14 protein-coding genes and 2 pseudogenes are annotated in these 14,762 nt (G+C 62.9%); 15 read left to right on the forward strand and 1 reads right to left on the reverse strand.

Annotated features, from left to right (window positions below; all coding sequences use genetic code 11):
- Positions 1-292: 292 nt before the first annotated feature.
- The 12 genes and pseudogenes from EAV90_RS41985 to EAV90_RS37800 form a co-directional block, all read left to right on the forward strand.
- A pseudogene (locus EAV90_RS41985) lies at positions 293-568 on the forward strand (helix-turn-helix domain-containing protein); the annotation flags it as partial.
- A 218-nt stretch (positions 569-786) separates the two neighbouring features.
- Positions 787-1,239, forward strand: a complete 453-nt coding sequence (locus tag EAV90_RS41990; RefSeq protein WP_488226165.1) for a hypothetical protein — start codon at positions 787-789, stop codon at positions 1,237-1,239.
- Complete coding sequence (locus tag EAV90_RS37760; RefSeq protein WP_129146334.1) at positions 1,236-1,910, forward strand: hypothetical protein; 675 nt, start codon at positions 1,236-1,238, stop codon at positions 1,908-1,910. The genes EAV90_RS41990 and EAV90_RS37760 overlap by 4 nt, the downstream gene beginning before the upstream one ends.
- 96 nt (positions 1,911-2,006) lie before the next feature.
- Positions 2,007-2,177, forward strand: coding sequence for a hypothetical protein (locus EAV90_RS39970; protein WP_164937283.1), 171 nt, complete (start codon positions 2,007-2,009; stop codon positions 2,175-2,177).
- Positions 2,178-2,374: 197 nt separating this feature from the next.
- On the forward strand, positions 2,375-3,043 hold the full coding sequence (locus EAV90_RS37765; RefSeq protein WP_245509726.1) for a recombinase family protein: 669 nt from the start codon (positions 2,375-2,377) through the stop codon (positions 3,041-3,043).
- Between the two features lie 1,058 nt (positions 3,044-4,101).
- Positions 4,102-4,556: pseudogene (locus tag EAV90_RS37770) on the forward strand (YbaK/EbsC family protein).
- A gap of 222 nt (positions 4,557-4,778) precedes the next feature.
- Positions 4,779-5,615 (forward strand): N-acyl homoserine lactonase family protein, encoded by an 837-nt coding sequence (locus EAV90_RS37775; RefSeq protein ID WP_164937284.1) that lies wholly within the window; start codon positions 4,779-4,781, stop codon positions 5,613-5,615.
- 102 nt (positions 5,616-5,717) lie between these two features.
- Positions 5,718-6,659 carry an ABC transporter ATP-binding protein gene (locus EAV90_RS37780; protein ID WP_129146337.1) on the forward strand — a complete coding sequence of 314 codons (942 nt, stop codon included), beginning with the start codon at positions 5,718-5,720 and terminating at the stop codon, positions 6,657-6,659.
- Positions 6,656-7,357 (forward strand): ABC transporter permease, encoded by a 702-nt coding sequence (locus EAV90_RS37785; RefSeq protein WP_129146338.1) that lies wholly within the window; start codon positions 6,656-6,658, stop codon positions 7,355-7,357. Before EAV90_RS37780 ends, EAV90_RS37785 begins: the two co-directional genes overlap by 4 nt.
- 13 nt (positions 7,358-7,370) lie before the next feature.
- Positions 7,371-8,969, forward strand: a complete 1,599-nt coding sequence (locus EAV90_RS37790) for a Gldg family protein (RefSeq protein ID WP_129146339.1) — start codon at positions 7,371-7,373, stop codon at positions 8,967-8,969.
- A complete protein-coding gene (locus EAV90_RS37795; RefSeq protein ID WP_129146340.1) occupies positions 8,966-10,030 on the forward strand; it encodes a DUF4340 domain-containing protein in 1,065 nt (354 codons plus the stop codon). The genes EAV90_RS37790 and EAV90_RS37795 overlap by 4 nt, the downstream gene beginning before the upstream one ends.
- On the forward strand, positions 10,027-11,118 hold the full coding sequence (locus EAV90_RS37800) for a HupE/UreJ family protein (protein ID WP_245509724.1): 1,092 nt from the start codon (positions 10,027-10,029) through the stop codon (positions 11,116-11,118). The genes EAV90_RS37795 and EAV90_RS37800 overlap by 4 nt, the downstream gene beginning before the upstream one ends.
- A gap of 234 nt (positions 11,119-11,352) precedes the next feature.
- Here EAV90_RS37800 and EAV90_RS37805 read toward each other — a convergent pair whose 3' ends face one another.
- Positions 11,353-12,543 carry a cupin domain-containing protein gene (locus tag EAV90_RS37805; RefSeq protein ID WP_129146341.1) on the reverse strand — a complete coding sequence of 397 codons (1,191 nt, stop codon included), beginning with the start codon at positions 12,541-12,543 and terminating at the stop codon, positions 11,353-11,355.
- 120 nt (positions 12,544-12,663) lie between these two features.
- Between EAV90_RS37805 and EAV90_RS37810 the strand changes: the two genes are divergently transcribed.
- The 3 genes from EAV90_RS37810 to EAV90_RS37820 all read left to right on the forward strand — a co-directional run bounded on the left by EAV90_RS37810 (position 12,664) and on the right by EAV90_RS37820 (position 14,272).
- On the forward strand, positions 12,664-12,975 hold the full coding sequence (locus tag EAV90_RS37810) for a biotin/lipoyl-binding protein (RefSeq protein ID WP_245509725.1): 312 nt from the start codon (positions 12,664-12,666) through the stop codon (positions 12,973-12,975).
- 90 nt (positions 12,976-13,065) lie between these two features.
- Positions 13,066-13,233: a molybdopterin-dependent oxidoreductase gene (locus EAV90_RS41930; protein ID WP_430645002.1), complete on the forward strand. Its 168-nt coding sequence runs from the start codon at positions 13,066-13,068 to the stop codon at positions 13,231-13,233.
- Between the two features lie 763 nt (positions 13,234-13,996).
- Entirely contained in the window at positions 13,997-14,272 is a 276-nt protein-coding gene (locus tag EAV90_RS37820) for a DUF3551 domain-containing protein (RefSeq protein ID WP_129146342.1), read from the forward strand.
- Positions 14,273-14,762 lie beyond the last annotated feature (490 nt).

A 14,762-nucleotide genomic window follows, 5' to 3' on the forward strand; every position in this document is an offset into this window, starting at 1 on the left:
GCCGTCGGTCACAACTTCCGCCGCATCCTCGCCTGGCTGAGGGTTCTTTGGTGCCTCTTCCTGGCCACCCTCATCGCAGCCATCAGCGACCGCTCACCGCTGCAATCGGCTTCTTAACGGACGACTCACTAGGCGACCGCGACGCATCCGGGGACGGGAAAACGCAGAGGTCGCAATTCCTGGAAGCCATAAAGGAAAACCCCCACCGCTGGATAGACGGCAGGGGCTCCTAAAAGAATCGAGCCGGACACCACTCCAGCTCGCCACCAACATTCACAGTGAGGCAAACACCGTGAACACACATCAAGGTAGTAATCCGTCCTCCGCGGGTCAAGCATCTAACAATGCCTGGCCCATCAAAACCTTCAAGGACCGCAACGCCTGGATCGAGCTGCTATTTGCAGCTAATCGCGACACGCTCGGTGCCAGCGAAAAGATCGTCGGCGCCCGGATCGCGCTCCATCACAACGTCGACACCGGTCAGTGCAATCCATCGATCGGCAAGCTGGTGTTCGGCACATCTCTGAGCGAGAGCACTGTCCGCCGCATGATCCAGAATCTGGAGCGAGCCGGTTGGCTGCTCGTCGACAGGACTCGCGGCAGGCACGCCAACTCATTCGAGCTTCGGGCGCCAACCCTGTCACGCATGAAAGGGTTTAACCCTGTCAGCACTGAAAGCGTTCAGGACAACCCAACCCTGTCAGAAGTGGCACCCCAACCCTGTCAAAATCAGCTCAACCCTGTCACTGCTGACACCGGAAAAAGGAATCTAGAACTGAGAATAGAATTGAGAAGGAGAAAGACTCTCCTCGGTTTGATCTCGGTGACGAAGATTCGGGGCGGCGTGATCCGGAGACTCCGTCTGACGCCAACGCCGACTTCGAGGCCTTCTGGGTCCAATATCCGAAGAAGGCGGACAAGCGGGTCGCACTGAAGGCCTACCGCGCGGTCATCAAGAGAAAGCTGGCGACCCAAGCCGAGCTGTTAGCCGGCGTCCTACGCTACGCGGCGGAGCGAAGCGGGCGGGATCCGAAGTTCACGAAGAATCCGGCGACGTGGCTGAATGCCGGCAGCTGGGGGAACGAGCCGGCCGGCGCGGCGATCACGAGCACGATCCACCAGGACGGCGCGGTGATATCGGCACCGCCGCCACCTAACCGGCCGCCGCCAGCGAATGCTCACGCCGCCCGGGCCGAGCAGTACATCAAACGCCTCCTCAGCAACGGGGACGCACAATGAACCAGATCGTCCGCCCCAATACCGGCGACATCACCGCCCCCGTCCCAGAGGACTACCTCCAGCTGGTGTTCTCGCCGGCCAAGCCGACGCTCGACATGATCAGGACGATGCAACCGTGCTTCTCATGGTGCGACAAGCACCGCGACTCCGACGGCAACATCAAGATCAGGATCAGCACGGAGAAAGAGCTCCGGGAGAAGAACCGGGAGGGTGCCCGCTTCCTCTACAGGATGATACCCGACCAGACCAAGGTGCTCATCGAGGCGGAAAGACTCTTCCACGCCGCCGAGCACGAGCCGGCGCCGGTCGACTGGCTCGCGGCCGCAGTCAACCTGATGCTCGCCGGCTTCCCCAACGCGAAGGGCGTCTCCGAACACTACGCGAGCGGCATCGTGGATGCTGTGATGTTCGATAGTGAGGTCTGGCAAGGCTATCGACCGGGCTTCTCAGCTCCCGTCGTCGTCCGCACCATTCGCGAGGTCAAACGCAGCTGCACGTTTGTGCCAGCTCATGCCGAGTTTCTGGAGCTGTGCCAGAAACATCGCCGCCAGTTCCAGCATTGGCAATATGACCTCTGCCACCTGCACGATCTTCGCGACAACGCCGAGTCAATCCTGATCAGCCTGGGCGAGGTGAAGGTCGAGCCTTGTGACCTTGACGAGCCGTTCTGAGGAGCGCGCTGCAGCCCCAGCAGCCCACGCACCCGCGCCCCTCCAGATTTTTTATCGGGCGCTCGCCACCGTGCCGCCACCGTTTGACCGGCGTTTGTGCCAGCTCATGCCGAGTTTCTGGAGCTGTGCCAGAAACATCGCCGCCAGTTCCAGCATTGGCAATATGACCTCTGCCACCTGCACGATCTTCGCGACAACGCCGAGTCAATCCTGATCAGCCTGGGCGAGGTGAAGGTCGAGCCTTGTGACCTTGACGAGCCGTTCTGAGGAGCGCGCTGCAGGCCCCAGCAGCCCACGCACCCGCGTCCCTCCAGATTTTTTATCGGGCGCTCGCCACCGTGCCGCCACCGTTTGACCGGCGCGCCGCCGGGATCGGCACGAGTCTTGATGCAACCGAGTCGGGTGCGAGCTGAGGGCACAGACGCGCGCTGATCTCAGACGAGAAACGCCAGCGTAAGCCAGCGATCGGTTACACAAGAACGAGCTCCGCGACGAACAGCGGCGACGACAAGGACTCGGTTACCCGCCAGCGCAAGGCGATCCAGAACTACGCCAACTGCGCTGGTTACAAGATCGTGGCGTGGCACGACGACCCGGCCGTCAAGGGCACCGACGCGATCGACGTGCGGCCGGGCTTTGCGGCTGCGCTGGAGCAGATAGCCGGCAACGGCGTCCGCACCATCATTGTCGAGACCGCCAACCGCTTCGCCCGCGATCTGATGGTTCAGGAAACCGGCTATGCCCGGCTTCGCTCCGAAGGCATCGACCTGATCGCCGCCGACAAGCCCGACTCCTTCGTCGACGACACTCCGACCGCTGTGCTGGTGCGCCAGATCCTCGGCGCCGTCGCACAGTTCGACAAGGCCATCACCGTCGCCAAGCTGCGCGGCGCCCGCGAACGTAAGCGCCGTACCGGTGCCCGTGTCGAAGGGCGGAAGCCCATCGCTGAAAGCCATCCAGAGGCCGCTGCGATGGCCCGTAGGCTGCGCGCCGAGCAGCCACGCATATCTCTGCGTGCTATCAGCGCTGCGCTCGCTGAGGCCGGCATCGTCACCAAGGCCAGTCGTGGCAAGAAGCGACCCGGCGGCGCGCCCTACACCGCCTCGGCCGTTGCCTCGATGCTGCGCGGCTGATCGCCGCGCCAGCCCGCCAGCCGGCCGCGCCCATGCGTTGGCCGTGCTCGGCCTGTAGGTGATAGGGCGCCCTCAATCGCTCCGACGCACCACGGGCCTCCGCTGGCCCGTCGCGCCAGAAAAAGAGGATAGCCTCAACGCTGCACCGCGGAATGGACACCGCTGGGGACTGCCCTCCCGCTCCCGCTTGGCGGGGAGCAATTGGACTAACGCCCGAGCTATCGCCCCGTTCCGGAACGATGGCTCTTGGACGGCCTTCGACCTCCGCGGCGCGGACGTGTTCCCAGCGCCAACGCCGCGAAAACGACGATCGCGATGCCGTCAACTACAAGCGTGTAGGTTTCCAAAATAGTTTGGCAGCCTAGTCGACCTCGGTCCTACTCTTCTGTTCGTTTGCCGACATGGGGCGCAGGGCCGCGCCGCGCCCCGTCTTTATGCATTGGCGCGGGGCGGCCAGCCCTCGCATCGCCCAGCTGGAGGGCCGCTCAGCGGGTTCGGCTGGTCCGTGACCTTTGATAAAGGGGTGCTCGTGATCAATCGCACAGTCGACTCCGTTCTGACGGCCGGCACGGCGGTTAGCGGATTCAACATCTACACGGCGCGACTGGGCGGTCTTCGCCAAATTCCCGCAAGTCGATTCGATCGTCTTCCGTGAGAGCGGACCATTTCATGACATCCGCGGCAATGAATCGACCGAGGAAATGCTGCGAATTTCCTTCATGCGGGAAGACTCTAATAAAATCCACTGGGACAGGATCAATTACGACGATGTTCCCAAGCTTGGCGAACACTACTGGATGCACCCCGGATTGCGACGCGCGCTAGAAAGCGCGCGATGAGCCGCGTCGGCGATCGCCTCGATGCTGGGCTAATACCCGGCCAAGCTGATGCAAAGGGCGAGGTAGAGCGTAGAGGAGGATGACCGGCCCTGTCACGTCAGCGGTGAGAATATGAGAACTCCAAAGCAACTGGCTGAATATTGGAAGGAGCAGTCTCACCTTTGTCGCCCCTCTCCACGAGCCTAGAGTGAGGCTGGCCTTTTTTATTGAAGGTATTTTATCCGCGCAGTCCACCCCGCGCAAACGCACGCGCTCGCGGTCGCCGGCGTTGCCTTCGCCGTTCTCACCGACGACTACGATCCCCACACCGAGAGCATCGGACTGCAGACTCGGCGAGGATCCTGCGCGTATTGAAGACGCTGAAGGCGGTGGTTGACAGGAAGCCGGTCCGAGTCATCGTCCCCCGACCAGGAATTCTTGATCAAGAAGCTCGCCGCTGCCGGCGGTGGCAAGTCGGCGCAGATGAAGCCGCCTGAGGCGGAACGCGTTGCCGGCTTCGAGATCGGCGGGATCAGCCCTTTCGGGCAGCGAAACCTCGTGCGCACCGTGGTCGAGCAGAGCGCGCTTGGCAGGAGCAGGTCTATATCAATGGCGGTCAACGCGGCTTGCGGTTGCGGCTCAACCAGCCGATGCGCGATGTTCTGAAGGCAGTCGTGGCTGGCGTGGTCGCCTGAGCAGGTCGGGGTCGTCAGTGGGACGATTGCGCCGCACAAAAATGTCAGGCCTTGCGCAGCTTATTTTTATTCGCCCGCTCGCGTGTATTGAGACCTGCACAGCCGCATTAGACTATGGTAGGATGCTACATCCGCTGAAAAAAGCGCGTCGAAAACAGGGAGGACGACATGCGGGCGACTGCGTTAAAAGTCCTTGGCTCGCTGGCCGCAGGACTTTTTTTTATGTCGGCTGCCGCGCTGGCCGCTGAACCGCCAAAGGAGATGAAGCTCTACGTCTTCTCTTCGGGGGCGCTCAATCTCGACAAGTCGATCATTCAGAACGGCAGTAGCGGCAAGGTCCAGATCCCCGTCGGCTTCTTCCTGATCCGCCATCCCAAGGGCGACGTCCTGTTCGATTGCGGCAACAACGACCGCATCATCAAGGACCCCGATTATTGGGGCCCGTTCGTCAAGGCGCTTGATCCGGGCCGTTCGCCCGATATCGCCATCGACGCGCAGCTCGCCAAGATCAACGTGAAGCCGTCCGACATCAAATATGTCATCCTCGGCCATTTCCACGTCGATCACGCCGGCAACATCGGCAAGTTCCTGGATTCGACCTTCGTGTTCCAGCGCGACGAGATCAGGAATGCATTCTGGCCGGCGCCGGGCTATGCCACCTTTTTCATCTCCGACGACTTCAACATGCTGCGTAACAGCGTCGGCGGCGGCATGCCAGCCAAGTACAAGACCATCGAGCTCGACGGTGATCTCGACCTGTTCGGCGACAACAGCGTCTTCATCCACCGGACCGTATCGCACACGCCGGGAAGCCAGATCCTGGTGGTGCGCCTGCCAAAGACGGGCACGGTCGTGCTGACCAGCGACGCCGTCTATCTCCAGGAGAATTTGGACAAGAACATCCTGCCGAGCATCGGCAGCGTCTATGATCCCGTCGGCATGCTCGATGCCTACGCCTGGGTGAAGCGGGTTCGCGACACCGAGGGCGCAGACATCATCTATGCCCACGACCCCGATGTGTTCAAGGCGCACAAGCACTCGCCTGAATTCTACGAGTGATTGGTCGCTGCCGCCGCACGCGCCGTCATCCCGGGCCTTCGCGCCCGGGATTTTGCGCGGTAGGCTTGGGCGGTGTTCGCTAGAGGGGTGTGTAGAGTCTCCATGCTTCGGGCTGTCTCTCCGGTCGTTCTCGCCGAGCGCGTGACAAAGTGGTACGGTCCGCGGCGTGCCGTCGCCGACGTCTCCTTTGCGATCGCGCCGGGCGAGATCGTCGGACTGCTCGGGCCGAATGGCTCCGGCAAGAGCACGATCTTCCGCATGCTTACGGGCTATCTGGTGCCGACCTCGGGACGCCTCGAGGTCGCCGGTCACGACGTGGTGGAAGATTCCCTCGGCGTACGTCGCGTCATCAGCTATGTGCCGGAAGACGCGCCGCTCTACGACCACATGCGGGTCGGCGAGTTCCTGCATTTCATGGCCGGTCTCAAGGGATTGCATGGACCGAAGGCGCGGGCGGCGGTCGACGAGGCCACCGAGCGGCTCGATCTTGCGCGCGTCATGAAGCTGACGACGGGCAAACTGTCGCGCGGCTTCCGCCAGCGCGTCTCGATCGCACAGGCGCTTTTGGGCGATCCAAGAGTTCTGGTGCTGGACGAGCCGACCAGCGGGCTCGATCCGCACCAGGTAATCGCCGTGCGCGACCTGATCCAGTCGCTGGCCGGACGCCACACCGTGCTGCTGGCCTCGCACGTCCTGCCCGAGATCGAGAAGATCGCCTCGCGCGTGATGATCCTGCTCGACGGCGTGCTGTTGACGTCTGACGCACTCAAGCATGTCGCGCAGGACCTGACGTTGCGCCTGTCGGTGGACGCGGCCGAGGATGTCGTGCGTGATGCGACGAAGACAGTTGCCGGCGTGCGCGAGGTCGTCGCAGACGGTGTGGGACGCTTCCTCGTCAGGGCGGAGCGACGTCGCTCGCTTGCGGCCGACCTGGTCTCTGCGCTGGTCGCAGCGCAAATCCAGGTGCGCGAGCTGACCGAAGCGCGTCCCGATCTCGAACGGGTGTTTCTCGATCTCACCCGGCGACCGGAGGTGGCCGCATGAGAAGCTTTGCGGTGCTGCTGGGTAAGGAAACGACGGCGCTGTTCTCCTCGCCGATCGCCTATGTGCTGATGACGGTGTTCCTGCTGATCATGGGCTACAGCTTCACGCTCACGCTGTTCCTCAGCCATCAGCCCAGCATGGTGCACATCTTCTTCCAGATGTTCGTGCTGTTCATGCTGACCGCGCCGCTGGTCACGATGCGGCTGTTCGCCGAGGAACGCAAGCTGAAGACACTGGAGGTTCTCCTGACCGCCCCGGTCTCCGAGTTTGCGATCGTGCTGGCGAAGTTCCTGGCCGCGATGAGCCTGATCGTCGTCATGCTCATGCTGTCCGGGGCCTACGCGGCCGCGCTCGCCTGGTTCGGCGATCCTGATTTCGGGCCGATCTATAGTGGCTATTTCGGCCTCTTACTGTTCGGATCGGCGCTGGTCGGCACAGGGCTATTGACCTCGGCAGTGACGGCCAACCAGGTGATCGCGGCGCTGATCTCGCTCAGCATGTTTCTCCTGCTCTGGATCATCGACAATTTCGGTTGGCTTCTGCCGAGCCCCGCGGACACGCTCGTGGTGAACCTGTCGCTCTCGGTGCATTTCCGTCCCTTTGCCGTCGGCTCGATCTATCTGTCCGATGTGGGTTTCTTCCTCAGCGTCACCCTGCTGATGCTGCTGTTGACGGTCCGCGCCCTCGCACGGCGATGAGAGGCGCAAGGCGATGAGCGGATCGGCCAGATCGAACATCGCGCTCCTCATCCTGGCAGCCGGCGCCATCGTCTGCGGAGCGCTCGGCTTCGCCGGGCTCGGCGAGACGGCATCGAACAGCCTCCTGTTCGCCGCCTGCTTTCTCGCCCTGCTCGCGCTATTCATGCTGGCGATTCGGCTTCCCCTGCGCCGCGGGGGCTCGCGCTGGTCGGGCTGGCTCGCGAACGCATCGATCGTTGTCGCCGCGGTGGCGGCCGTGATCGGCGCCAATGTTGCACTCTACCGCCACGACGTGCATTTCGACGTTAGCCGGGAAGCGCGCAATACGCCGCCGCAACAGCTCACCGACGTGATCGCACAATTGCGAACGCCGCTCGCGCTGACCTATTTCTACAATACGAGCGATGCCAACGCGATCGCTCTCCGTGACCTCGTTCAGGCCGCCGCGCGCAACCATCCGCTGCTCGCGTTCCGCGCCATTGATCTCGACAAGGAGCCGGGCCTTGCCCGCGATCTCGGCGTGCGGGCCTACAATACGGCGGTGCTGCAAGCCGAGGACCGCAAGGTCCTGGTCGAAAACGTCATCGATCCCGCTCGCATCGGCTATGCGGCATTGCGCGTGCTGCGCAAGCGCGTGGAGACCGTCTGCTTCGTCACCGGCCACGGCGAGACGTTCCGGCCGCTGCCCTCGCATTTTCATTTCAGCCATGTCGAGACCCTGAAGGGCCACGAGACGCCCGGCGCTAGCGACGTGCTGGAAACGGCGCCTGAAGCGCTAGACCGGTTGCTGCTGGCCCTGAACCAGATCGGCTTTGAGATGCGCGAGCTGGTCACAGCGGCGGGGTCCAGCATTCCGCCCGACTGCTCGGTCGTTGCCGATATCGGCCCGCGTACGGCTTTCACCGCTGACGAGGCGACGCTGCTCGGCGACTATGTCAAAGGCGGGGGCAGGCTTCTGCTGCTGATCGATCCGCTATCGCAGGTCGAGGGTGATTTCGAGCGGCTGCTGCTCAAGCCAGTGGGATTATCGAGCGAGGCTGCGATCGTCATCGATCCCCTCAATCATTTCCGCACCGATGCGGACAAGATCGCCGTGCCCTATTATGCGCCGCATCCGATCACGAAGCGTCTCGCGCTCACCGTGTTTCCGCAGGCGCGGCCGATTGCGGTGGCGCAGCCGCCGTCCGGGATCAGCCTTATCGTGCTGGCCGCGAGCAGCCAGGACAGTTATTTGCGTCCGCCCAAAGCGGTCGTAGCAAGGGACGAGGAAGCGCCGAACGCACGGCGGAGCGCGCAGCCGCTCGCGGTTGCGCTCGAAGGAAGCTGGCCGGGCGCAGCGCCGGGCAAGCACTTCCGTCTTATCGTGGCCGGCACCAGCAAGGTCGCGAGCAACGAATATTTCCCCTACGTCTCCAATGGCGAGCTGTCGCTGGCCATGCTGCGTTGGCTCGCCGAGGATGACGCGATGCCGAGCGTCGCACCGCAGACGCTCAAGCTGCCGGAGATCGTGTTGACCAGCACTCAGATGCGCGACACTTTCATCGTGCTGGAGGTGCTGCTGCCGCTGAGCACCGCGCTGTTCGGCGTTGCGATGTGGTGGAGGCGACGTTGACGGACGAAGTGGCCACGCGCGGGATGACCCGATGGCTGACGCCACTGCTCGCTATGTGCCTGGCGGCGCTGTTGGGTATCCTGATCGCCAGCGGACAATGGCCGGAGCTGCGCAGCAAGGTCGCATTCGCACCGAAGGGTCTCGCGATCATCGCGCCCGGCGACGCGCGGCGGCTGGAGATCCGTTCGGACAGCGGCAGCAGTGTCGTCCTGCTTCGCAAGGGTGGTGCGTGGACGATCGAGGGGGTGGATGGCGCCGTGCCGTCCGAACTTCGATCGCATCTCGAAACGGCGCTGCGGCTTGTCACCGTCAGCGAGCCCGCGCGCGAACTCTCAGCCACGGAACTCACGGCGGCGAGCTTCGCCGCATTCGGCCTTGATCCACCCGCAACTGTTGCCGTGATCGAGACGGCCGATGGCTCGACGACGTCCGTGAACGTGGGCACGCTCAATCCGGCGAGCACCTCTCATTATGTCCGGATCGCCGGACGTCCCGCGGTCTATCTGATGCCGCGCCACGTCGGCGAGGAGTGGCGGGTCACGCTCGACATGGCGCGCCGCCTACGTGGCCCGACCGGGCCGGACGCGGCAAGCCGCGGCAAGAGCCTGTTGCTGCCGGTATCGATGGCGCAGGTCTGGGCGCTCGAGATCGTCTTTGCCGGCAAGCTCACTCGCTTCGAACGCGACGCCGCCGGAAACTGGTTCCGCCATCTCGGCCAGCACAATCATGCCGCCGGCAACGTCGTGCACGTCGCCGATCCCGAACAGGCGCGCATTATCGACGCGGCGCTGCGCGCGTTCGATGCTGCCGCGGTCGAGACCCGCGTCGGACCGGCCGGTCCGTCGCAGCTCGCCCGCTACGGGCTCAACCTGCCGAGCCTGATCCTGCTGGCCTTTGCGCGCGATGCGGCTGCGCCGCTGGCGAGGCTCGAGTTCGGCGCGTCCGCTGACAGTCTCGACCGCTACGCTCGTCTCGCGCCCGATGGCGCGGTGGTCACCGTGGCCGAGTTCGAGATGCGCCGCTTGACGGAGCTGCTCCGCGCGGTCGGAGCGGGATCGTGAGCTTGCTCCGCCTCCTGCTGCTCGGCGTGGTCCTGCTCAGCTTCGGCGAGCCGGCGTGCGCGCATCAGGTCAATCTCTCCACGGCGCGCGTGGCGCTGGCCGCCGACGGCAGCGTGACTGTCGAGGTTGCGCTCAAGGGCAGCGACGTCGACCGGCTCGTCGGCACGAAGATCTATGACGTAAAGGAAGACGCCGTCGATCAGGGCGCGGTCGATGCAGCCGCCGCATTGATCCTTTCCTATCTGCAGACGCATCTCGCCGTGACTGGCGCCGACGGCACGGCCTGCACCGCCGGAACAGCGGCGCTTCTGGCCGACGGCGACGGCGTCATCTATCGCAACAGCTTTGTCTGCGCAGGCGTCGCCGGCGACATCGTCTATCGCTCCACAGCGCTGACCGAGAAGGATCCGAACGCGCGCCAGGTGGTGCTGGTCGCGCAGGGCAAGTCCGAGGCGCAGGCGCTGCTCGATGCCGGCAATACCACCGTCACGCTCTCGGCCCCGGCGCCGCCGCTGGGGTCGACGATGCAGCGCTATCTTCTCACCGGCGTCGAGCACATCTTCCTCGGCTATGATCACATCGCATTCCTGATCGCTGTCGTGCTGTGGGCGCGCCGACTCATTCCGGTGATCAAGATCGTCACTGCCTTCACCATCGCCCATTCGATCACGCTGTCGCTGGCGGCGCTGGAGCTCGTTGTGATCCCGAGCCGCGTCGCGGAGCCAGCGATCGCGGCCTCGATTATGTTCGTCGCCGTTGAGAACTTCTTCTCGCGCGACATAGACAGGCGCTGGCGCGTGGCCTTCCTGTTCGGGCTGATCCATGGCCTCGGCTTTGCTGGCGCGCTTCATGAAGTCGGCCTGCCGAAGAATGCGATCGTGCCGGCGCTTGCCGCCTTCAATATCGGCGTCGAAATCGGCCAGGTCGCGATCGTCGCGATCGTACTCCCGGTGCTCGGCCTGTTCGACCGGCTGATCACGACTGACCGCGCCAAGCCAATGAGGGCGACTGGGCTGGTCTATGCAGTTTCCGCGGTAATCAGCCTGCTCGGCGGCTACTGGCTTTTCGTGCGCATGGTCGAGGCCTGACGCCTCGCGGATTCATCGTCCCGAGTATTCTGGCGATTGGTGCCCGGCGGCAGCACGGCAGGGAGGCGCGCCCAGCGGATTTGAGCTCGCCCGCGAGGGCAGTATAGAAGATGCTTGGGTTCGCGGAGACAGCGGGACCAGAAGCCGAGCATCCTGGATCAAGCAGCGTAGTGTTCATGCCGTCCTCGTGTGATCCGCAACATATGCCCGCCCATCAGGTCGAGCACGTCAGAATTAGGTCTGTTTCATCCTGTCAATCGTAGACTCGGGCACCCCTGCGAAATTGTTCGCCAGCAAATAGTTTGGGCTCGACCGCACCCAGCGGTCGAGGTCGATCTCCTCGAACTTGCCATTATCCCACGTCTGTATGATTTCAAGGTCTTCGTCTCCGACATTCTTGATCGCGTGCCCGAAACCCATAGGGATGTAAACCGCATCGCCCGGACCCACGTCGGTGGCCTTGCTGCGCCCACCTGATCCGAACAATGCGACCTGCCCTTTGCCGCGCAGATAATAGTGCCATTCGTTCGCATTGGTGTGCCAATGCAAATTGAGCTGCTTCCCCCTCTCGATGATCATGAGGCCGCCGGACATGGTCTTGGAGGCCGGGAACTCGTCAACGGAGGCGAGGCGGAACGTGCCGCCCTCGAAGTCACGTACTGCTTTTTGGTCTCGCAGCAGCCTGAATTTGTGTGTCGATTCCCTCGGCCAGGGCGCGTCGAGCGCTTGTGAAATAGGCACAACCGGCCCGGCCTGTATGTAGGTTTCTCCTTTTGGGAAGGCGTCGAACAAATCCTTCGGCAGATTGAAACTGGCCGCCACGAGGTCCTTCGGCGTTACGTCAATCCAGTCTGTGATCGAAAAGGTGCCGTGCTCCGAGAACGCACCATTGTCGAAGGACAGGATAAAGTGGCAAGGCTTGTCGCCGATGGTTTGGATCGAGTGGCCGTGGCCTCTGGCGAAGTACCAAAGATCGCCCGGTTCGTAGTTGTTGATCTCGCTCGCGCCCGAAGGCTCGATCACCACTGTTTGGCATCGGCCGTCAATGACGAAGGCCCATTCGGCTGCTATGGCATGCCAATGTAGTTCGCGCGATGCTCCCGGATTGAGGAACATGTGAACGCCCGCGATTCCTTTGCTTACCGGAAGTTGATGTTCGGTCGATTCCTTTGCCCAGCCACCAGATGTAATTTTCGGAATGCTGCCGTCGAGAGCATACTTGAAGTTCGGCATGGCCTCGATGTCCTTTGGGTCGTGGTACGCGACCTTGGCGCCCGGCGGAAGCTGCACCGAGTTCCGACCGTACCCGCCATCGCCCGGATTGCCGCTATCGTTTGCGGCTGCTCCAGCCGCGTTCTGCATCAGGGTTAGCCCACTAGCGCCAAGCGCGGCTGCGCCTAAAAGAGCACGTCGAGTAGCGTCCATTTGAGACCTCCTAACGAACTCACGCCGTTTCAGATGCATTCGACCCGCCCAACCGGGCAGGGCGGATTGGATAATATCGCAATGTGGGGATCCTGTCAGAGTTATGGAGCGGGCCGATTTATGACTGCTCAGGGTCTTGGTCGTGTAAAAACGGCCCACGGTCGCGCACCGGTTCCAGTGACGGCCGCGCGTGCACACAAAAGCGAAGTGCCCATCGTGCTCGAAGGGCTCGGAACCGTGACGCCCATCAACACCGCGACCATCCGCACCCAGGTCCAGGGCACGCTCGACAGCGTCAATTTCGTCGAGGGGCAGGACGTCAAACGAGGCGATGTGCTTGCGAAAATCGATCCGCGTGTGTTCGAGGCACAGGTCGATCAGGCCGAGGCCGCCCTCGCCCGCGAGGCAATGCGCTCGTCGCGTATCGCCTGACGATCCAGCCGTCCATCAAGGCCATCCGCGAGTAGTATGGATAGCACGGACAGTCTCACATGTCTGTCACCAGAGCTTCTTAGCTTCGTCATGTCTGCTCGCTCCGGCGATCCCGCTCGCGGACGCGCGGCCCTTGCAGCGCTCGATTTTTATGCCCACGCGGATCTGTTCATGACCCCTACAGCGTCATTTGCCGACGTCGTCCTGCCGATCGCATCATGCTTCGAGCGCGAAGCCCTGAAGATTGGATTCGAGTAAGCGAGGACGCACAGTCGCACGTTCAGCTTCGGCAAGCGATTGTCCCTCCACCTGGACAAGCCCGCCCCGACGCCGACGTCATCTTGGCTGGTCGGCTGGGTCTTAGCGCACAATTTTGGAACGGCGAGATCGATGCCTCCTATCGCGACCATGGCGTCATCACCCTTTGGCTGTCTCAACCTCTTGATAGGTCCCAGAAGGTAAAGCTCTCGGCCTTGGCGAACCGGGCGAGCGCATTCTCTTGCGCCTCGAGGCCGAGACCCGAGCGCCCCTGCCTTTGCGTGCTTACTCGGATGTAAGCGATTGCGGGCTTGGTCATGGTCAGACCCTCAATCTTGAAATACAACAGATCAATGTCGACTGGTATGTTGCAAAATCGAGGGTTCGGCGGAGGTGCGGCGGCAGGCCGCTGGAACAGATGACCCGCGGCAGTGGTTGGTATTGGGTCGCGCGGCCCGCGGGGTCTCGGCGCACCGCCGATCTCCAACTGGCGGCGAGGCCCCGGCCGGCTGCAGGCCATTGAGGTGCTAATGCGCGGGAGGTCGCCATGCGCCTTCACTTCCACAACCCGTCGATCGACCTTGTCGCCCTCACAGCCGCCGGGCTATTGGTGCTGGGTCTCGCCGGCGCCATCGCAGCGCTGCTAGTCCGCTAGAAAAAAATCCGAAGGCGAAGATGCGTGTACGGGCCGGAATAAAGCGGCTTCCCAGAACCTGACTCAAGGCAAAGGTAGCACTCGCGCGCGAGCATGGGAGGTCAGGTTATGCGCAACACGCAATTGGCGCTTTTGGCGGTGGGCGCCGCAGTCCTAGCTGGCGTTGCAGGCACGGGGCCGGCGCCAGCGGATTATGACTATCCATGGTGCATTCAGGGGTCGGAATACGACTACCCCGGGTACTGCACCTATCAAACGCGTGAACAGTGTCTGAAGAGTGTGTCCGGTCGCAAGGGATATTGCGCGGAGAATCCGCGCTTTCTCTCAGGCAGGTCTTCGCAGCCGCCAGCGCCGCACAGCCGATACCTAAGTCCCTCCAGATAGCGGGGGCCGGGACTTCCTTCGCGCGGCGTGGGCGCCGGCTCCAGTGTCCCCGGCTTCAAAATGGGCAATCGTCGTCGTCATCGGCCGGCTCGTGCACGGTCAGCCTACCGCCGATAACCTCGAACAGCATCGGCGACTTAAGGGTCTGGCCATCGTCAGGTGCAGGATCGAGCCGCTAACGTGGGTCGCAAGACCGGCAGTCGCGCGAAGCAAAAAGTCGGTGGACACCGCCCCAAAGCTCACCGACCTCGGCGACGCAGTCCTCGCGCTGGCAAAGGCTGGCGGCGCTGCCAAAGGCCGAGCCGGAAGAGGCGACAACAGCCCCCAAGCATCCAAGCCATTGTTGGAACAAAAACCCACTGAGCTAGGGTCTGTACTCAATAGGGATTCCCGCTGAGGCGGAGTTGTGATTCAAGACCTCCGAGTCGAAGGGGGGCTTGATGGGGCAAAAGCTATATTGGCTGAGTGAGGCGGAGTGGAAGCGGATTGA

It is taken from the genome of Bradyrhizobium vignae, assembly GCF_004114425.1.
Lineage (GTDB): Bacteria > Pseudomonadota > Alphaproteobacteria > Rhizobiales > Xanthobacteraceae > Bradyrhizobium > Bradyrhizobium vignae.

Bases quoted from the DNA above. Each gene is read 5' to 3' on its own strand.
- EAV90_RS41930 (WP_430645002.1), top strand. From the start codon at position 13,066: ATGTCTGCTCGCTCCGGCGATCCCGCTCGCGGACGCGCGGCCCTTGCA.
- EAV90_RS37790 (WP_129146339.1), top strand. From the start codon at position 7,371: ATGAGCGGATCGGCCAGATCGAACATCGCGCTCCTCATCCTGGCAGCC.
- EAV90_RS37785 (WP_129146338.1), top strand. From the start codon at position 6,656: ATGAGAAGCTTTGCGGTGCTGCTGGGTAAGGAAACGACGGCGCTGTTC.
- EAV90_RS37780 (WP_129146337.1), top strand. From the start codon at position 5,718: ATGCTTCGGGCTGTCTCTCCGGTCGTTCTCGCCGAGCGCGTGACAAAG.
- EAV90_RS37760 (WP_129146334.1), top strand. From the start codon at position 1,236: ATGAACCAGATCGTCCGCCCCAATACCGGCGACATCACCGCCCCCGTC.
- EAV90_RS37810 (WP_245509725.1), top strand. From the start codon at position 12,664: ATGACTGCTCAGGGTCTTGGTCGTGTAAAAACGGCCCACGGTCGCGCA.
- EAV90_RS37820 (WP_129146342.1), top strand. From the start codon at position 13,997: ATGCGCAACACGCAATTGGCGCTTTTGGCGGTGGGCGCCGCAGTCCTA.
- EAV90_RS37775 (WP_164937284.1), top strand. From the start codon at position 4,779: ATGTCGGCTGCCGCGCTGGCCGCTGAACCGCCAAAGGAGATGAAGCTC.
- EAV90_RS37805 (WP_129146341.1), bottom strand. From the start codon at position 12,543: ATGGACGCTACTCGACGTGCTCTTTTAGGCGCAGCCGCGCTTGGCGCT.